Source organism: Sunxiuqinia elliptica, assembly GCF_900113005.1.
Taxonomy (GTDB): domain Bacteria; phylum Bacteroidota; class Bacteroidia; order Bacteroidales; family Prolixibacteraceae; genus Sunxiuqinia; species Sunxiuqinia elliptica.
The window spans coordinates 1-20,575 of sequence record NZ_FONW01000003.1 but is presented as its reverse complement, the minus strand read 5'-3'; the positions used below and the strand labels follow the sequence as shown (position 1 = coordinate 20,575).

General features: G+C 44.4%; 14 protein-coding genes. 2 read left to right on the top strand and 12 right to left on the bottom strand.

Translation table 11 applies throughout. The features are described from left to right. Window positions 1-34: 34 nt before the first annotated feature. Window positions 35-2,779 carry a family 78 glycoside hydrolase catalytic domain gene (locus tag BM156_RS08570; RefSeq protein WP_093919453.1) on the bottom strand — a complete coding sequence of 915 codons (2,745 nt, stop codon included), beginning with the start codon at window positions 2,777-2,779 and terminating at the stop codon, window positions 35-37. 75 nt (window positions 2,780-2,854) lie between these two features. Next, window positions 2,855-4,330 carry a hypothetical protein gene (locus tag BM156_RS08565; protein ID WP_093919452.1) on the bottom strand — a complete coding sequence of 492 codons (1,476 nt, stop codon included), beginning with the start codon at window positions 4,328-4,330 and terminating at the stop codon, window positions 2,855-2,857. 249 nt (window positions 4,331-4,579) lie between these two features. Between BM156_RS08565 and rbsK the strand changes: the two genes are divergently transcribed. Next, entirely contained in the window at window positions 4,580-5,500 is a 921-nt protein-coding gene (rbsK, locus tag BM156_RS08560; RefSeq protein ID WP_093919451.1) for a ribokinase, read from the top strand. Between the two features lie 45 nt (window positions 5,501-5,545). Further along, the gene (locus BM156_RS08555; protein ID WP_093919450.1) at window positions 5,546-6,541 is read left to right on the top strand and encodes a GRP family sugar transporter; all 996 of its coding nucleotides are present in this window, start codon (window positions 5,546-5,548) and stop codon (window positions 6,539-6,541) included. Window positions 6,542-6,653: 112 nt separating this feature from the next. On the opposite strand, the gene BM156_RS08550 is transcribed toward BM156_RS08555, so the two are convergent. The 10 genes from BM156_RS08550 to BM156_RS08505 all read right to left on the bottom strand — a co-directional run. Next, a complete protein-coding gene (locus tag BM156_RS08550) occupies window positions 6,654-7,805 on the bottom strand; it encodes an acyloxyacyl hydrolase (protein ID WP_093919449.1) in 1,152 nt (383 codons plus the stop codon). A gap of 183 nt (window positions 7,806-7,988) precedes the next feature. Then, entirely contained in the window at window positions 7,989-9,047 is a 1,059-nt protein-coding gene (locus tag BM156_RS08545; protein ID WP_093919448.1) for an alpha-L-fucosidase, read from the bottom strand. 11 nt (window positions 9,048-9,058) lie between these two features. Then, on the bottom strand, window positions 9,059-11,452 hold the full coding sequence (locus BM156_RS08540; RefSeq protein ID WP_212733464.1) for a glycoside hydrolase family 95 protein: 2,394 nt from the start codon (window positions 11,450-11,452) through the stop codon (window positions 9,059-9,061). A 221-nt stretch (window positions 11,453-11,673) separates the two neighbouring features. Beyond that, window positions 11,674-12,375, bottom strand: coding sequence for a DUF6994 family protein (locus tag BM156_RS08535; protein WP_093919446.1), 702 nt, complete (start codon window positions 12,373-12,375; stop codon window positions 11,674-11,676). A gap of 162 nt (window positions 12,376-12,537) precedes the next feature. Further along, a complete protein-coding gene (locus BM156_RS08530; protein WP_093919445.1) occupies window positions 12,538-13,422 on the bottom strand; it encodes a hypothetical protein in 885 nt (294 codons plus the stop codon). 337 nt (window positions 13,423-13,759) lie between these two features. Then, window positions 13,760-14,146 carry a hypothetical protein gene (locus tag BM156_RS20685; protein WP_170846906.1) on the bottom strand — a complete coding sequence of 129 codons (387 nt, stop codon included), beginning with the start codon at window positions 14,144-14,146 and terminating at the stop codon, window positions 13,760-13,762. Window positions 14,147-14,937: 791 nt separating this feature from the next. Then, a complete protein-coding gene (locus BM156_RS20765; protein ID WP_093919443.1) occupies window positions 14,938-15,123 on the bottom strand; it encodes a hypothetical protein in 186 nt (61 codons plus the stop codon). Beyond that, window positions 15,086-17,143 carry an SGNH/GDSL hydrolase family protein gene (locus BM156_RS08515; protein ID WP_093919442.1) on the bottom strand — a complete coding sequence of 686 codons (2,058 nt, stop codon included), beginning with the start codon at window positions 17,141-17,143 and terminating at the stop codon, window positions 15,086-15,088. Before BM156_RS08515 ends, BM156_RS20765 begins: the two co-directional genes overlap by 38 nt. 10 nt (window positions 17,144-17,153) lie before the next feature. Next, window positions 17,154-19,532, bottom strand: coding sequence for an alpha-L-fucosidase (locus BM156_RS20760; RefSeq protein ID WP_212733463.1), 2,379 nt, complete (start codon window positions 19,530-19,532; stop codon window positions 17,154-17,156). Window positions 19,533-19,595: 63 nt separating this feature from the next. Then, on the bottom strand, window positions 19,596-20,575 hold a 980-nt coding region (locus tag BM156_RS08505), incomplete at its 5' end, for an alpha-L-fucosidase (protein WP_170846905.1).

Genomic DNA, 20,575 nt, shown 5'->3' with positions numbered 1-20,575 from the left:
TTTTAATCCAATTTAAATGTTGCAGAAACATCCCCTACTCAGACAAAAAATGATAGGTTCCACTACCAATAGCGTAAATACGAGCATCTTCCTTTTCATAAAGAAAGCGGACAGACTCAGCCCGATCTAAAGCTTGCTGGCTTTCGGTAATTTTGTTAGCGTCCATTAACGGAACATGTACTTCTGCCTGACATCCTACTGGAACAGTTAATGTTATTTGCAACTTCTGATCCTGCTTTTTCCAGTCAATTCCACAACGGCCATAGCTGGTTTTATTGTAATAACTCACGTAATCAAGTTCTTCAATCAGCTGAGGACGAAAAACGATTTTCCGGTAACCGGCAGAACCTTCAGCCAAACGCATGCCTGCCAAATCTCGGTACAACCAGACCAAGCCTCCACCAAACATCGGATGATTATGTGAGCCATCCTCGTTCCAGTTTTCCCTGGTTGTTGTTGCTCCCAGCTCCAGCCAATGCCCATAACTTGGTTCTTCCCGCTTGTTCATCGCCTGGTAGGCCAACTCATGAAGGCCATTTGCTGATAGCACTTCAAAAAAGAAACGAGTCCCAAAAATCCCCGTATCCAGATGCCCATTGTGCTCTAGAACATCCTGCGTTAAACGATGAATGACTTGTTCCCGTTGCTCTTCAGGAACACCCATTTTAAGGGCAAAAATATTTCCACCAGCTTTCCCATACGAATGTTTCAGAGGATCGTAAAACCGCTTGAAAAATGCCTGTTTAGTTGCTTCAGCAATCCCTTGATACAAACGAGAGTCATCTTCTTCTCCCAAAACTGCTGCAGTTTTACTCAAGATATCGGCACAATACCAAAGATAGAAAGTATGAACCATGTCATCTGGAGGTAAATCTCCCGGAGCGACCCAGTCTCCCAGGTTAAACCATTTCAATATTTTGCCATCCTTCCCCGTGCGTTTCGAAAACATAATTCCATCATCATCAACCCAAGTCTGCATATAGCGTAGATAGGCTTTCATTGGTTCATAGGTATTCTGCAATAGATCAACCGATCCATAGTGCCTGTAAAACTCCCAAGGCATCACACAAATAGCGGCGCCCCAGGCAACACCTCCTCCACACCCCGGTTGCCACGGCGCTCCGTTGGGAACATAGCCCGTTTCCGGATTCTGCGCATCAACCATATCCTGAATCCATTTGTGATAGAAATTTCGTGCATCATAATTGTGCAAAACGGTAACACAGGCCACTTGTCCGTCGCCCGTATAAGCTGAACGCTCCCGATGAGGACAGTCGCTCGCCACGCCACCATGCATATTATCGGTTTGGCTTCTCCGCCAGATGGTGTTTATCTCTTCAAACATTGAATTAGAACATTCAAAAGTAGCCGACGCTTCAATTGCTGTATGAACCACCTCTGCTCTTATCTGATCTGCTGTTAATTCTCCGGGCCAATTGATAATCTCAACAGCACTAAAAACAAACCAGTTAAAGCGCGCGGCATAGGACTCCTGTCCTTCCCCCCTGAGGGTGTACGTATTATCACCCGAATATTCGTTACTGAAGTAGTTGATCGTTATTTTATGACCTGCCGGGCCCTCCACTCCTGTTAAGCACAGCCAACCACTCACTTCAATCCCAAAATCTACCCAATAATGTCCGTCTTTTTCCTTTCGAATCGTCACCGGTTTTAGCTCTTCCATAATACGATCCGGTCGGGCTGTATGAGCCACCAACCTTCCATCAGGAGCTTTTCGCAACGCAACAGGCTTCCACCGGGCATCATTAAAGTCCACGGTGTTCCAACCTGCTTGCTCCAAACGGGCATCATAATGCTCCCCGTAATAAACCATATCCATGAGAATCGGGCTTTTCGAAGCTTTCCAGCTTTCATCCGATACAATGACATCTTCCGAGCCATCTTCGTAAACAACATGGATTTGGGCAATAAACCGAGGCGTTCCGTAGCCCAAAGCCCAATATTTTGCCGGATTATAAAAGCCATTTCCCACAATAGCCCCTGCAACATTATTTCCTTGTTGCAATATGTCTTTTACATCATAGGCGAGATACATCACCCGGTAATCACGAAAGTGATCTTCTAAAGGAATATTTTCATGAATTAGCCCCGGACGCTTGCCATAATTGGTTTGATTGGGTACCAAAACATCATTCCCAACCTTCTGTCCATTCAGGTAAAACTCAAAATAGCCCAGGCCCGTAACAAAAGCCACGGCTTGTTTTATCTTTTTATTTAGGGCGAATGACTTACGCAGCAGAGGAGCCGGAGGTGGGAGTTCTGCAGGTAGTTTAACTCCCGGATTCGATGGCTTAGGCAGCGGCTCTTCACCTTGCCAGGGAGCTCCAATCCATTTTGCGTTCCACTCATTGGGATCTAGAATTCCCATTCGCCAAAAGGCTGGTTCACTCCATTCTGAAACCGTCCCATTTTTATCCCACACACGTACTTGCCACCAACATTCAGCTCGCGAACTCAGCGATTTTCCAGCGTACTCTATTCGGTTTGATTCCTCGCTTTTCACCTTTCCCGATTGCCATAAATCAGGCTCCTTTAGTAAATCGACGGAGCTAGCAACCCGAATTTCCCAAGCAGTTTGTTTTTGTCCCCGCTCCCCTTCTTCAGCCTGATTGATCCAAGCCAAGCGAGGCTGCAGAACATCCACAACCGCAGGATTATCGAGGTATTCACAAGTCAATTCTGTTGGGGAAATGGCTGCCTTCACATCAATTACTGCACACAAAAGCATCGCCAAGCAAAGAAAGTGGTTCAGTTTCATTGGTCCATTAGGTTTTAGTTTCGATTACAAAATACTTTATTTTATTAAGAATCAAGTCAATTTCGATTGACCTTTTCAAACCTGTCGAGCAAGCCACCCATCCATATCAAGCGAAACCATATACAACCATTCATTCGCATTCCGCTTCAAAATCGAAAGCTCGTGCTGGCAACTTTCAATTGTTGCTCTCCGTTTGCTCGGATCATTCGTCAACAGCAATTTCTTTATTGTTTTCAGCATCAACGCTTCGCTCTTTCTGAGCCCCGATTTGTTTTTCAAATTACGTTCAAAAGAGCGAATTTCGTAACTCAAGTACTCAAAATCGCCCATGTCATAACGAATCATCACCATCAATAGACGAACCGCATTATAACTGGGGAGCTGAACCATGGTCCGCCCCAGATTCATCAAAGGAGCCAGTTCTTTAATGGCTTCACGAAACAAACCGTTCTTATAGCAAACAAAAGCTGACTGCAGCTGCAGTTCGGCATAAGAAGCAACTGACAGTCCAGCCTTCAATTCCGTTAGGATGGATTGATTTTCTTGCAGATGAGTCCAAGCCTTTGCGTATTGTTTTTGGTCGGTTAACAAATAGCTTTCAAAAAGAAACCGAAGATGAGCAACAGCTAACTTCGCTCTCGAATCTTCCTGAACAACTGCTTTTGCCTTATCGATAAAATGCGGGATATCCTTGAAGCGACCAAACAACCTCAAGTTATTCAAAATACCGCGAAGATGCTCCATGTATAAAATCGGAGGCGAGTTCCAATACCGCTTATGCGATTCAAACAAGTCATTCAATTCAAAATAAACCTTTAAACTTGACCTTGGATTGGCCGTCATCCAGAAATAGGATGACTGAAAAAGCAAATGCACCTTACGCGCTTCGTACGAATCTTTAAGCAAGCCCACATTCGCTTGTAATTCGTTAAATGCTAAATCATTTAATTTCTCTTTCTCCCACTCAGTACGAGTTGGTCCTTGATTGAACTGGCGATGACGAATAAGGTGATACAGCGAGTAATGATTGTCAATCGCCCTTTGCTTTTTAACAGCCAACTCCAGTTTTCCCATTCTTCGAACCAATTCTTCCTCCGAATAATCCCAAAATTCAAACTGATTGAGCAACTGCAACTCCAAGCGATCAAACAAAGCGCAGAGGTCAAACTTCTCATAGGATTCAGCTTTGGTTCGGCATTTTGCAATCAGCTTGAAGCATTCATCATGCAGTCCCCGACCAACCAAAACCTTACATTCCCGATAGCTGTCCAGCAACTGATTCTCAACATCCTGCTCAGCTTCATAAGCAATCAACTTCTGCACAACATAGCGATACAGGTAATGACAGGTCAAATCAAATGAAGCTTTGGGACGAAGTTTCAGAAAAGCCTCTCTAACTTCCTCTCCACCGCCTTGCTGACTTTGCAACAACCGATAGAGTATTTGATAGTCTTTTTCATCGGCCCCTTTTGACCGAGCTAGATTTAAAACGCGCTTTTCAGCTTTGGTTAGTGAATTAACCAGTAAAACCAAGGTATCTACTTTTGCCATTGCAATAAAACAGGATTAAAATAATAATTTTAAAGCTCGAACAATAACACATAAACAAACTATGAATGAATCACAAAGAAATATAAACAAACATAATAGAGTAATTTAAAAACCTAAAATTATAAAAACTATTGATTCTTTTCCATTCAGAATCAACTTAACTTAGTTCACTCAAAACTGAATCAAACGATAGAATAAAAAATCGCGTGTTTCTGACCAATCAGAATAACATGGCAATAATCTAAACCGATGAAAAAAATCTTAGTTGTTGGAAGCTCCAATACCGACATGGTAATCAAAACCCGCAAATTCCCGGATCCCGGAGAAACAATTTTAGGAGGACGCTTTTTCATGAATCCCGGTGGTAAAGGTGCAAATCAAGCTGTAGCTGCCCGAAGATTAGGAGGCATCGTTTCCTTCGTGGGTAAAATTGGGAACGATATTTTTGGCAAGCAAGCCATGCAACTTCTGGAAGATGAAGGCATCCGCATTAACTTTGTTGCAACAGATTCGGACCATCCCAGTGGCGTTGCCATGATTACGGTAGATGCTGAAGGAGAAAACTCAATTGTCGTTGCACCCGGCTCCAATGGCACCCTTTCGCCAAAAGATGTTGATCAGGCAGCAACTGAGCTTAATGATGCAGACCTGGTCTTGCTTCAGCTGGAAACGCCGCTTGACACGGTGTCTTACATCGCTGAAAAAGCAAACTCATTGGGTAAAAAAGTCGTACTGAACCCGGCTCCAGCTCCAGCCAGCCCGCTGCCTGATGCGCTCTACAAAAACCTTTTTATCATTACGCCAAACGAGACAGAGGCTGAGCTTCTTACCGGGATCCGGGCGACCGATAAAAGCAGAGCACAATTAGCAGCAGAAGCATTAAGAGCTAAAGGCGTTAACATTGTCATTATTACGATGGGAGCTTCAGGCGCATTTTTACTAAGTCCAACGCATTCAGAAATGATCCCTGCCCCCGTTGTTAAAGCGGTGGATACCACAGCTGCTGGCGATACATTCAACGGAGCTTTAGTAGTTGCCATTTCAGAAGGATTGGAACTTCCGGAAGCTGTTCGCTTTGCATGTCAGGCAGCCTCTTTGAGTGTCACCAAAATTGGGGCACAATCTTCAATTCCCTATCGCAAGGAAGTTGAGACAACCGACTTTCACTGAATAGAACATCAAACAACCTAACAATAATTCAAAAAAACGTAGACCATGTATATTGTTGAAACCTATCCGATTGCCGTTATCCTCTGTTTTGTGACAATGATTTGCTGGGGATCGTGGGCAAACACACAAAAACTTGCTGAAAAATCCTGGCGTTTCGAACTGTTTTACTGGGATTATGTACTGGGGATTGTAATCATGTCTCTGTTGTTTGGACTTACACTCGGAAGTAGTGGTGAACTTGGCCGGAGCTTTATTCCCGACCTGTTGCAAGCCGAAAGCAAACACATTGGGAATGCCTTGCTTGGCGGTATCATTTTCAATGCCGCAAACATCCTGGTCGCCGCAGCCATTTCCATCGCAGGAATGTCTGTTGCATTCCCTGTAGGTATTGGAATTGCCCTTGTCCTTGGAGTAATCATCAACTACGTGGCCACCCCAAAAGGCGATCCTCTTTGGTTGTTCGTTGGTGTGGGCTTAGTGATGCTTGCCATTGTTTTGGATGCACTGGCTTACAAACGAAAAGCTTCGCAAGCTATGAAAATCCCAACGAAAGGGATTGCTCTTTCAGTGGTTGGAGGAATTCTAATGGCTCTTTTTTACCGTTTTGTTGCCAGTTCCATGGCGACCAGCTTCGAACATCCTGAAGCAGGGTTACTAACCCCCTATACTGCTGTTTTCATCTTTTCGATAGGCGTTCTTTTGAGTAACCTTTTCTTCAATACGGTACTGATGAAAAAGCCTTTTGAAGGTTCGCCAGTAAGTTATTCAACCTATTTCAAAGGAAGTTTAAAAGAACACTTCACCGGTATTCTGGGAGGTATTATTTGGTGTATTGGGATGGCCTTTAGCATTCTGGCTGCAGGAAAAGCCGGTTTTGCCATTTCGTACGGACTCGGACAAGGAGCAACCTTAGTTGCTGCTTTGTGGGGCGTTTTTATCTGGAAAGAATTTAAAGGAGCTGAAAATACCAAAGGGCTGCTGACGGCCATGTTTTTACTCTTTGTTGCAGGTATCGCCCTCATCATTCTGGCAGGATTGTAAGTTAAAGCCAGAGCACTCAAAAAGACTCTCTTCTCAAATAAACAATAGCCGAATTTTTCCGGGACAACTTAATTAAGCGGTCTCCGGGAAATTCGGTATTTTTTAAAAGAATCTACCAGCTAAAAGGCGTTAAAACAACACCGGTTTCAATCCAATCGGCACTTGCTCCTCTGCGGGTTTTCAAGCCCAATTGCAACTTCACATGTTGGGTCCAGTCAAATCGCAAAGCAGGACGCAAAAACAACGGATCTTTCCCCCGATCATCTCCCAAGTAAGTTCCTGCTTCCAGAAGGATAGCCAACCGCCAAAAGTGATAGGCAGCACCTCCATGAACACCCCACAAATTACGGTCTGCTGATTCGGGATACTTGGGTTTCAAGCTTTCATCTCTAAAAAAGTCGAATCCGGCCAAGAAAGAAATCATTGTGTTGTAACGATATTCGTAGTCTAACACAAAAGAGTAAGCAGCATATCGATTTACCTCGGCAATACCATCCTCAGCATAGTTTTGCACCGTTCCTATGGCTGCATAAAATGACAGGCTATTCAGGTCAATCAACTCGTTGGCCTGTTTACTAATGCGTTTTCTACGCGCTTCAACAATATTTTTAGGATGCGGCCCGGGATCAACCTGCTGTTGCAGGCGATTGTAATGATAACGCAGCCCCAAATTAAAGCCCAGCATGTTCAAGCCCCAATTCGGTACAAAAGTCCTTCCATTGGAGAAATGCGTAATATCCATCCCATAAGTCAAGTCCAGCTCGCGGGTAAGCTGGTAAGCAAAGCCAGCATTCATGTTAAAATAGACCGCAAAACGTGAGCCAATAGCATCATTCTGAGGGTTTGTTGCTTCGTTGTAGGGTTCCAGGTTATAGGTTAATCCAAAAGCCGGACTGATCTCAAAAACATTACGGCGATGAGGTTTACTGGTTTGAAAAGTCATCCATCCGAATACGGCATTCGGATTTCCAAAGACGTCAGCATTCCCAATATTTCCACTGTAAAGGCCGATTCCATACATCGGCTGCCCGTAGTTAGCCGACCATTCCGAATCATCATCCGACTGCCATCCCAGTCGTAATTCTCCGGAAGAATAGCCATACTTAAGGAACTCGCCCAAAGTTTCGCCTCCATACAAATGCGAACCACTGTGTCCTCTCATTTCAATCATTCTAAACTTATTGGACTGCCCCAGCAAAGTTCCTACTGACAACAGCAAAACTAGCATGAGCATCCCAAGCTTCTGATTAACATTCAATCTCATTCTTCGGTACTGTTTCGTTCAATATTTATAGAACCGGCTAATCCTTAAATGGTCCTTTCTTAAATCAAAGATATGGGTTTTCAGTTTTTGGATTTATACCTCATTTCAATAAAAATCCCCATGCAAGCAGATTTCTTCTGACAATGCATGGGGACTTTCTTATTCTTAAACCCAAAGAGAATACTATTCCGGCAACTGGATGTGTTTTTTTAGTTCCAGCAATAACGCCACATCTTGATCTCTTAGCCGCCCTTCGCGATTAGGCGGACAATTTAAGATCAGAATGTTATCCTGCGCTGTTGCTTGCTCGTAGAGCTTAACCAACTCATTAATCGATTTAAACGTGGTATCTGTTGTGTTGTAAAACCAGCGCTGACTAATGCATACCGTAGATTCCCATGGCATGTAATACTTTTTGCCATCATGCGTAAATACCTTCGGGTCATTGGCAACCGGCAAGTACGGATCACCCAAGCGGAAGTCACTGGGGAAATAGCGAATGGGGTATCCTTCTTTTTGATCCTTTGGATATACGGGGTGATGATCCGGATTTTCGGGCAGCCCAATTGTCCAGTTGATTCCTACCTGACAGTGTGGCTCGCGCGATTTGATGGTTTCATAAATCCGTGCAACGGGCCAGCGGTCATTTTCTTTCAGCCAACCTCCATCAAACCAAAACTCAACAATCTCCGTGATCGGCTTGGTCATATCCATCAACTCGTTTAGCTGATCAATCATGTAGTTATTGTATGCTTCGTCCAGCGTGGCATCTTTCACATCGCCGTTCCGGTTTCGATCCCACAACGAATAGTATAAGCCCAGGCCAATGTCGTATTTCTTACACGCTTTGGCTACAGCTTCAACAACATTGGTGGTGTTCCCCGAATTCGCCACATCGTACTCGGTATATTCGCTATCCCAAAGGCAAAAGCCATCATGGTGCTTCGTAATCAGGATCACATATTTCATTCCGGCATCTTTGGCCGTTTTAATCCATTGGTCCGCATCAATGGCTGTTGGTTGATACGATTCAACAGGCTTCGATCCATCAGTCCATTCCATGTCATGAAACGTATTTATGCCAAAATGGATGAACATGCCATACTTTCGCTCAATTTGCTCAAGTTGGTGTTTGTTGGGTTTTTCAGAAGAAACAGGCCATAAGCTTTTCTGTGATTTCTGGCCCATGCTGGTTGTTGCGACAACCAGAACAATGCAAAGTGTAAACAAGATTCGTTTCATCGTCAGGTAGATTAATTCATTAGTTGCATGTTTGAATCGAATGGATAGCTTTGGCCTTTCTCCGTTTGCTCCAGCTCAATCAGCTTATTTCCATATTTCAGTTTTACCGGCAGTCCATTCAGCGATGTTATTGTTGCCTGAATCAATTGACCGTTTTGCCAGTCAATATCCACGATGAAGCCACCCCGTGCTTTTAATCCTTCAACTTTACCAGTTGCCCAGGTAGAAGGTAAGGCTGGCAGCAAGTCGATATACCCCGCATGACTTTGAAGTAGCATTTCGGCAATACCGGCCGTTGAACCAAAATTGGCATCCATTTGGAACGGTGGATGCTGCCCGAATAAGTTTGGAGAAGTACTCTTGGCCAATACCGTGTTCAAGCTCTCCTTGGCTTTGTCGCCATCATGCAGACGTGCATATTGATTAATCAGCCAGGCTGCACTCCAGCCCGTGTGGCCTCCTCCATTGGCTATGCGATGATCCAAGGACTTACGGGCTGCTTCCATCAACTCGGGAGCGCTTTCAAAATTAATCTGAGCACCCGGATGCATGGCAAACAAATGCGAAATATGGCGATGCCCGGGCTCTACCTCCGGAAACTCTTCGGCCCACTCCATCAATCGACCATCCGAACCAACTTTTGATCCGGCCAGTTTTGCTTGTGCTTTTGCGACTGTCCCTACCAGTTCCTTTTCAATGCCTAAAATCTGTGAAGCATGAACGTAATCGGCAAACAACTGCCAGATCACTTGTTGGTCGTGCGTTGGCCCCATGCTAATTTGGCTGCGGCTTCCATCGGGGGCAATAAACGTATTCTCCGGTGAAACAGCCGGACCTGATACCAGTTTCCCGGTTTCTTGATCTTCAACCAGCCAATCCAGGTAAAACAAAACAGAACCTTCAAGTACAGGATACATGCGCTTTAAGAAAGCCTCATCGCCCGTAAAAGCGTAATGCTCAAAAATATGGGTACTGATCCAGGCACCACCACCAGAGTGTAAGCCCCAACTGGCACTTTCGCCCGGCGAGGTATAGCCCCAAACATTCGCAACCGGGTGTACCACCCAGCCATTCATACCATATTGTGTGTAAGCCGTTTTCTCTCCTGGCTCCGAGATCATTTCAATAAAGTCAAACAAGGGCAGATGCATTTCCGAAAGGTTGGTCACCTCTACCGGCCAGTAATTCATTTGCACATTCACATCGGTGTGGTAATCGCCATTCCAGGGCGTTTGAATTTTGTTGGCCCAAAGACCTTGCAAGTTGGCCGGTAAGGTTCCGGGGCGCGAGGACGCAATCATCAGGTAACGACCATATTGAAACAACAACTCAGCCAGGTGTGGATCACTTTTTGTTTCCTTGAAGGCCGCCAATCGCTCATCCGTTGGAATAGCGGTCAGTTCTTCTGGTGTAATGTCCAAACTCACCCGGTTAAAATAGCTTTGATATTCATTCAGGTGGGCTTGTTTCAAATCCTGATAACTCTTTTCAGAAGCGGCTTGAAGTCGCTTGCTCGTTAAGGCTGCATAGTCGCGCCCTTTGAACAGGGGATAATCCAACACATAATCCGTTGATGCGGCTAACAAAAGTGTTACTTCGTCGGCATCCTTCACCGTCAAACCCGCATCGTTCAATCGAACCGTTCCGCCATCGGCAATGGCTTTTAAGCGAGCCATGTAGTGCAGGTTTTCGCCTCCCTTACCATCACTAAGCGCTCCGCTCATGATCAGCTCATCGCCTTCGGCATAGGTCTTGAAACGCTCTGTACGATCCAGTTCACAACTAAAAGAAAGCTGTCCGGGTTTGTCTGCCGTTAAGCGAACGACCATCACCTGATCAGGTTGACTAACAAAAACTTCTCTTTGAAAAGTCACCCCATCCTGAACGTAAGTCACGCGGGCGATCGCATCCGCTAAATCCAGCTCCCGATAATAGTTATCGTAGGGCATCTTTTTGTCAAAGTCGATGCGTAAATCGCCCAGTGTCTGGAAACATCCAAAGGGGACTTCTGCCCCATTGCCATGCCCGGTTCCTTTTCCTTTACAGATTTGGGTCTGATTGGTTAATGCTGTCGCCTCTTTGTACTTTCCATCATTCAAAAGGCGACGAATCTCACCGAGGTATTTACCTGCCTCCGGGTTGTCATTTTCATCCACACTTCCCGACCACATGCTCTCTTCGCTTAGCTGAATCCGCTCCTGGTGAACATCACCAAAAACCATGGCGCCCAGGGAGCCATTTCCCAACGGTAAGGCACTTAACCACTGAGGATCATCTTTCCATCCATTGGGATCATCGGCAACCGTAGCATCTGCCGGTTGATCATACCAAATTTTAACAGGCTCTTTCTGCGGCTTCGTACAAGAAACACAGAGCACTAAAACGAGTAGTGTAAAAAGGTTCATTGAGTTTTTCATAAGTAGTAGTAATAATAATCGATTGTTTGATTTTCAGATTCTAGACATTTATCGTGTATGGGTTTTGATTCAATTACCTGGCATTCGTAATCAAATCGGTTCAATAGGCCCCTAAAATTAACTCCTTGTTTTTCTAAAACAATAAAAAGAGGCTCTAAAAAGCCATAGAGATTAAGCTAACAGGAATTGACAGTCATAATCTTGGCTTTTTATTCCTCTTCATAGGAGCTTTCCAAGATTCTCTTGTTTCGACTATCCATCAAATCTATAGTTTGGGTTTTATATCTTTTATATTCGTCAACGGTTTGAGGTAATGCTGGACGATTAAAATTGTCAAATGGCAACGAAAAATTTATTTGATCCTTATTGCGAACAAAATCCTGTAACATAAAGAAATCGACGTAACCGCAGAAGTCAACAAACAAATCAAAAAAATCTTTGTATCTCATGAGTGTGTCATAAAGTGGACTTTTCTCTTCTTCATAAAAGCGTCTTATACACTCCAAAGTAAGATCAAACCTGTCGCAAATTTTCCTGTTCACTCCCCTCGCTTGATTGATAGTAAACCCATTCTTACTATGAGCAGGAAAGACTATATGCCCACCAATAGTCCTAACTTTATATTTTAATTCTGCCCTCTCCAAGTCATCCAACCAACCATCAAATCTACCTTTATATTTTCCGTCAAAATGCGGACACATTCTATCACTCGACAAATTATCACATAAATTATTTTTTATAAGTAATCTCCCAGCACTGCGGCCCAGGATTTCCAAATCAAGAGTTTTTCCACAAGGCAACATTTTACTCCATAGTAAACTATGAGCTTCATACAATTTTTGACTGTCGGTATCGGGGTCACCACACTTACTGTCTTGTCGAAAATCAAAAGCTATATCAATTTTATTCATATTAAAAACTTGCTGTTTGCTTTGGTTGTGACTTTGCTACACCTTCCCTAATGGTTGCATATATTATTTAGTGGGGTTCGGAGAGTGTTCCTGTCCGAAGGACACAGAACAGCGAAACGAGAATCTGCACTTGGCGTCCCCCCGGCCTCCATATGTACACTGTTATCTTTTCATTCTTTTTTTCTTTTCAGGAACACCATCAGCAGGTGTAACTTCCGATACAATACTCGCATCAAGAAAATGTTCTTTCATTAAATGTCTTACTGGTCTTCTAGTCCGTTTACTTTCTTCAAATATTTCAGCAATTTCTTCTCCCGACATTGTTTTTCCCTCGGGCATTTGAATCATTGTTCCAAAATTCAAAGAAGCATCTTCTTCATTCTCGGGAACAGTGCAATATTCTTCAATTATTTCTAGCATTTCAGAATTTTCCAATATATCAGTCATACCTGGTGCTTGCGAATTCAGAAACAAAACGTTGTCTTGTTTAAGTAATTCAATATTGAATAAATCCTCTTTGGAAAAAGGTATATGAAAGTCATTAAATCTAATAAAAGGTAATCCATCAACTAACATTTGAAGATGAAAGTGAGGAAAGTCTGCATTCTGAGAACCTTTATGACCTTCAAGGTCTGACTGTCCATATGTTAATGTCCACTCAATATTTTTATACTTAATCGTTGTTTCAAGCAATTTCGATTCTGTTGTCTCACATTTTAGGTCATTAATGTTTCTAAATGGTTTTTCTATATGTGCCAACCACCTAAAATAACTTTCTAACTTAAAAAATCCGATATATTCAAATAAGTAATCTTTGAAATGCTTTTTCTTTATGTCTGAGGGTTTTAAAAACCAATGAAAACAAGTTTCAGAAGGATTAAAATAATCCAATTTCATTCCGCATAGAAAGCAGCATCCTTTAGAGTATGCATCTGAAAATTCAAGATACATTTCTTTGTTTTCAGCCTCTTGTTTCTTATTCCCTTCTTCGATTTGCTCTGGAGTAAGACTGTTCATAAAATCATCTATTCCTTCAAATTTACTCATCTGGTGATTCTGTGTTTTTCAATGAATGCGAACTTTTTATCTGATCATCTATCTACCATGTATTTGGGCTTATTGAATAGATCACTTTAAATATAGAAAATATAGTTCGGTATCCTTGATTTTAGATAACATATTAACCATCGGCTTTTAGATTTACCCCAGCTTGCTCCTCCTTACCGCTTGGCTTAAATAAGGGGGCTGTTCGTTTCAGTTTGTCACGCATTTCACTAGGTTGTTTAACCAAGCGCAAATCCTTTCTCTCCGGCATTTTTCATTCCACAACCCACTTGCCCCGTCAACTGCGCCTTTCAGAAAAACGCCCCACGCTAAAAGTATGCTAATGTACTGACATATAGAGCTCCCCATCGGTCGCTGGCAAACTTTCGTACGCCAACATTTTGTTGCCAGCCATCGTCGGCAAGCTTTTGTTTGCCAACAATTTGTTGCCGGGCACCACTGGCAGGCTTTCGTTCGTCAACAATTTGTTGCCGGGCACCGCTGGCAGGCTTTTGTTTGTCAACATTTTGCTGCCGGTCACCGCTGGCAAGCTTTCGAACCGAAACAGGGGTATGCCATGCATCGTTGGGAAGCTATTGTTTAGAAACATTCTGATGCCAGTCATCGTCGGCAAGCCTTTGCTCAGAAACATTTGGTTGCCAGTCATCATCGGCAAGCCTTTGTTCGTGAACATTTGGTTGCCGGGCATCGCTGGCAAGCCTTCCAAACAACCACCTCCCTTTCGCCTTGAGTGAAAGTACTCCTCCTGACCAGGAGGGAAAAGGGCATTCAACAATTTACCGCGAATGCATGGATTCAACGTCCAATGATCAGAACATGGAGAAAAGATTGGCCTACGAGGGTTTTGAACCAGAAAACAAGGGAAGGAATTTGCGCAGGCACTCGCTAAGAAAACCCTGTTTGACGACCAGCGGGAGGAGTTGGTTTTCGGGGAGTGACTGCTCCGTAGTTTTCCTTCAAAAGCATCGTTAGCCTTGATCTTTTCGTCCTTTTTGGATCAAAGCCAAAAGGACAAGTTGGTTTAATGGAGATCAAACCTTTTCCAACGTTTGAAACTTTGAAAAAGGTGGTTCTTCCAAGGGGTGAGAACTTCAGAGATTTGAGAAAAGTCGGATGCCCTGTTGCTGGCAAAAATAATTTTGCTGATCTGCGATAAAGCCTGTGCTTGGGTTTCCTTCCCTTTCTCAAGGGAAGGTGGTTCCGATCATCGGAACCGGAAGGGTTAAGCACGAATCGAATCTTACACTCATATGAAAATAAAGCAAACCACCTCGACACCGATCAATCGGTGCCACTCCTCCTCGAATAGGAGGAGAAATGGGTGAGTGATTGAGAAATTGGGATTAAAAAGAACGATGGGAAACAGATCCTGAACCAAGCTCAGGAAGACGCTAAATCCGACGAAGGCACGAGTTCGAATTAGAATTATTGGAAAAAGGAACGGCCTACGAGGGTTTTGAACCAGAAAACAAAGGAAGGAGTTTGCGTAGGTACTCGCTAAGAAAACCCTGTTTGACGACCAGCGGGAGGAGTTGGTTTTCGGGGAGTGACTGATCCGTAGTTTTCCTTCAAAAGCATCGTCATGCCTTGATCTTTTCGTTCTTTTGGATCAAGCCAAAAGGACAAGTTGCCCAACAGAACCACCTTAATCGCTGCAATAGAAATACCTGATTCGGCATGCATTCCCCGTGCTTTGCTTGTTCTTTTCTGCGGAGACTCGGATTCTCAGCACATGCTTTCCGTCATCCAGCCCGGTTGCCAAGGTGTAATACCAAGGAAGGTGTAAATGCGCACTCCAACGCGTAAATAAGTCCAGTTGCTGCCAGCTGCCGCCATCAATGCGGTATTCGATCGTCCCTGCATCGGGACCTGCCGCAACGGCTATTCCAACGGTATTCCCTTCAAAGTTCCACTTCAAGATACCTGATGGTTTTTCGCAAACCAACATGGGTACGTTGACATAGTTTGCCCGGGTTCCTTTGTTGTCCTTGGGCTTCCAGCTGGGCACAAACAGCCAGCCTTTCCCTTCCTGCTTCTTTTCAACAGCAACAAGCTTTCCATTGCCATAGTTATCCGAGTCAATCGGATCGGGCATCGAGTAACTGGTGAGCTTGTCATCTTCGGCCACAAAGCCACTCCAGGCTCGATCCAGCAGTTGCTTCATTGATCGATAATAAACCTGCTGTCCAAATGGCGAAGGATGCAGGTTTTTAAAATCTTCTTCCCAGGAAAACTCACCGGCATCAATCCTGTCGGTTACTTCTTTGGCCAGGTTTATGGTAGAAATTCCGTAATGGGCAGCCACTTTTTCGTGATTCTGAATTACTTTAGGCACTTCTCCCTGGCGGTAAGTCTCCATCTTATCGGGATCCACAAAATGCATGATCACCAAATCAATCGCCGGATTGCTCTTTTTTAAATGACGAACAATACCTTCCATTGCTCTTACTTGCTCCTCATCGCTTCGCCCATTGGAGGCATCATTCACAGCAGCCTCTTCAAACAGCAAGTCAACCGGCCCGTTGGCCAACACATCGCGCTCCAGTCGAAAGGCAGCCGGCGTAGTCCCCATGGAAGGGATGCCCGCTGCAATAAACTCAAAATCCGTATCGGGAAAACGCGTTTGCAGATAGTTGCAAATGCTATCGCGCCAACCACCATTGTAGGTGATTGAACCACCCAAAAACGCCACCCGTCCTTTCTTTTCCCGCTCAAACTTAATCTGACTGTTCTTCAATCCGCTTCGAAGCCGATGATACTGGGTAGCATCCAGTACTTTGGCGGGCAACTCGGTATGCTGAAGGATAAATTGTGCCCCCAACTCCGGTGTTTCAATTGGGAAATGATGCCCAAACAGTTTCTGTTCACCCCGGGTACAAGGAATGATCGTTGCCGGTCCCCCCAACTTCACATACCGATCAATAAGCAGGAAGGTATTTTCTTTAGGAGGAACAACTTCATCTTTCAAGCCGATCATATGCATAACAGGCACTTTAGCCAGAGCAAGCTGCTCCAGGTTGTCCATAGGATTGTTCGCATAGTTCAAGGCCTCTTCATCCGATGCAAAGCCATACTCCTGCTTTAAGCGTTCCCAATCGGCAGCACTCCCCTGCCCTTTACCAAATCTACCGGGCCAACTCTTAAAGTCGCAAACCGGAGCTTCGGCATAAATGCAACTCACTTTCTCCGGGTTCTGCTTAGCCCAATTGTAAATGAACAGACCGCCCCGGCTAACGCCTTCCAACGCAACTTTTCGGGACAACTGATGCTGATTCACCAAATACTCATAGAATTGATTCCAGCTGTCAACAGCCGCCGGACTGCCATATTGGTTGTTTGTATTAATGTAAGCAATGTAAAATCCTTCGCTGAGCAAGATACTGTCCATTTCTGTATGCCAATCCGGGAAGCGTGCTCGCCACACCCAGGGATTTCCGGGCAAAGCAACTTTTGGAACGACGATCCGGGCAGAAAGACCACCTCCATCAGCACTTCGACCAGGCAGTCCAACCTTTTGCTCCTCCGGAAAGAAAACAAAATCATAACGGTCAAAGCCTTTCCACTGGCTTTTTGCCCCTTCCCAGTCAACTGTTGGCATGCTCAATTGCTTACCAGCTTGTCTATCCGGTAAGCAATCGTCAGCATAAGAAATAAAGCAACTAATCACCAAACTGATGATTAGTGCGAATGAGTATCGTTTCATCGACGTGTTTTTAGTCAACCTGATAAACAGCGAAGTTCTTAATCGAAGGAAGCTCTTCGAATTGCTCAATCGTTAAGCGAATTTTAGAGCATTCAACGGGTTCAAACTGTTGAATTCGTTTTTGACCAATCGACTGTCCTTCACAAAGTTTAGTCCATTTTCCCTTCACCAAACCTTCTACTTTGTAGCGGCGTACCCGCTCTCCCAAAGCAATCTCTTCCTGAATAATCACATGATTTATTGGTTGGGCCTTAGATAATTTCAACACAAGTTTTTTGCCCTCTCCTTTCGTTTGAGCCACAGGCGTTTCAAAACGACGCTTGATTTCATCTCCCCATTCTTTCAGTCGTTGAACATCCGGCTCGGGAAGCACGCCATCAGGGTCTGGAGTCAATCCCATAATCAATGTGGAGTTTCGTCCAACAGACTTGTAGTACATCTCCATTAGGTTCTCCACTGGGAAGATATGTGCTTCATCTCCTGGCTCCCAAAACCATTCATGCCGCCCGTTGTAGCCTCTCAAAGGGGCATCAGACATGGCTGGCATCCAATAAGCTCCATTTGGATCGCCCTCTTTCAATAACTGGAAGTTGTTTTTCCCAATCGATTGATGAGCCGACTCTCCTGCTCCGGTAGAGTAATACGGGAAAGTTGACCAACAAGGATAGGCAACCGTTCCTGATTCAGAACCTCCCCAGCGCGCTTCGGCCAACTGCTTATTGTGATAGAACAAGCAGTTGGGTTGATACTGCTGAACGATGGGTAAAACATCCGGCGAACCATTGGCAGGATGATCAGCACCTCCATCAAACCAAATTTCAAACAACTCGCCATAGTTGGTGCAAATCTCTTTAACCATGCCTTCTACCATTTGGTTGTACCACTTCTGCCGGTTCTCACGGAAAGCTCCTTCACCATTGACTTTAAAGTCGTGTACACCAACAAACGAGTTCCAGCGAATCCCCAGGTAAATCCCTGGCTTGATTCCGTACTTACGGCACGAATTCACAAAGTCGCGAACCAAATCGCCCTTTCCATCCTGAAACTTCAGGGCTTTCATACAATAAGGATTCACATCCGATTGGTAAAGCGCAAAGCCAGTTTCGTGTGTGGCTGTCAGAATAGCAAAGGTAAAACCAGCATCCTTAATCGCTTTTATCCACTGATCGGTATCTAAATTCTTTGGATTGAAAACCTGGTAATCGGTGACCGGATCAATCCGGTTACCACCTTGTCCGTATTTCTTGCCATCAAACACATGCAAGTCGTAATGAAAAACGGCTCCTAACTCAGCTTCCTGCCACGCTTGCTGACGCTTATTGGGAACCGGACGTTTCTGCTGTTTTACCGGAACAAATGCGATGTAGGCCTCATCACCCTTCTTTACGGCCAACGAAAGCACCTGAGGTTCATCATCCTCCAGATAAACAAACGGACGTTCCAAACGATCAGGAACCAGCAAATTGCCATCATTCATCTCCAATTTCTTCGGAGTCAGAACATATTCCGTTGCCTTCTTCCAGTTCACTCCATCCGGAGAACTAACCATTCCGATAAAAGAATGTGCATGAAACACTCCATAAAAATAATCGCGTTTGGCATCGTACCACACCGACATGTCTTCGGTGTCGAGGTAATCAATCACCGGCTTTTCCTGAATGACAAACGGCCCAACAGGCGAATCAGAAATGGCCATTGCCTGATTGCGAATAAAACGGGTTTCATTGGGTTTATCCCCTTTGACAATCAAGTAGTATTTAGCGTCTTTTCCTTGGGTAATTGCCGGATTTACCGTTAAAGTGGTAATTGGTCCTGAAGGCTCAATCAAGGGTTGGTCCATTCGTTTCCATGGACCATTTATTGAGTTTGCAACAGCCACTCCTGTGCGTTGGTTAGGACGCAGGTACTTTTTCCAGTTTGGGTGACTGTACCCAACACGGGCCATTTCTACCAAATCCTCATCGGTGTAATCCTCGTCGCCCATGTTCGTTGCTACATAGTAGAGATAGTATTTGCCATCAAACTTTTTGATTTTGGGATTGTGCACCGTAATGGCATCCCAATGGCCTTTTCCCCGGCTTTGCAGCACCGTTTCCTTATATTTCCAAGGCCCAGTTGGCGAGTCGGCAACAGCATGTGCCACCTCCGAGTGAGTCAGCCAGCTCAAAAACGTGTACTTTTTAGGCCAACGCGAATAAAACAGGTGATACTTACCATCTTCTCCCTTAATGATGGAGGAACACCAGTTGTAGTAGCCCTCTGTTTTAAACAAGTTATCCTCAGAGAGCTTCTCCAGCCGGTCCTTAAAGAACAACTTGTCCGGGTGCGATTGAGCAAATCCTGCCACTACAAGCATCAAGCCAATTAGTAATAAATTAATCTTTTTCATTCGTAGTAATTGAGTCGTAATTGTATTTTAAATTTCAATCTTTAGTAAAATAATTTCATCTGGTTATAAAACTCCTTCTAATTTGAACACCGTCGCATACTTATTGGGGCGTTTACCTGGAACCGAGAGAATAAGCTGTTCTTGTCCCTGTCGAAATTTAATCGAATCTTTTCCTCCAATCATCTTGATCGAAGTTATCTTTCCAGGTTTCTGGGTTGAATTCAACCCCAAAGATGGAAGAACAATATCGCCCTTTGCAGGATTCAACACAATCACATACAAGGCCTTGTTATTGGTTACATATCGTACTTCGTCATGCCCATAAGCTGGGCTTGCTGCGGTTCTCTCATTGAAATGAGCCGATTTCTTTTGTTCTTGCAAGGCTGCCAGATCCGTTTCATCGGTACCATCATCCGCAAGCTTCAAATACGAATTAAGGTTATCGCCATAAATCAGCCAAGGCTTACTCGCATAAATGGCTTCACTGTTCAGGTTAACCCAAGCGCCAATATCATCCAACATCACCTTTTGTTCTGCCGGAATGGTTCCATCAGCCAAGAGTTCGACATTAAGCAACAAGTTTCCGTTTTTACTCATGTAATCGGCCAGCAATTCAATTATGGTTCTGGCGTTTTGCTTGTACTCCATCCGGTCTGTATCTTCTTTGTAGAACCAGGTACGAAGCGTAGTAATTCCCTGCCAGGGGTAAGGCAAAACTTCACTGGCTCCTCCCCGCTCAATATCCTTAACAGTTGACGGCTCGTTCGAGAATTTTCCGGCAATAACAGCGTCAATTGTTCCGTTTTGCTGAAGCTTGTGATTAAAGAAATTCTGGCAAACCTGCTTGCCATACTCTTTGTAAGGGAATCCATAACCATCAAACCAAAGCATGTCAACATCGTATTTTGTTACCAATTCGGTGTGACGAAGCACCCAGTTTTGCTTGACGCTTTCGATATACTCAGGAGTTCTTTGCCCTGGTGGTAATCCATACAGATCAGCTGGATTCAGGCCTTCCCACCACTTTCCTTTTCCATCTTCAA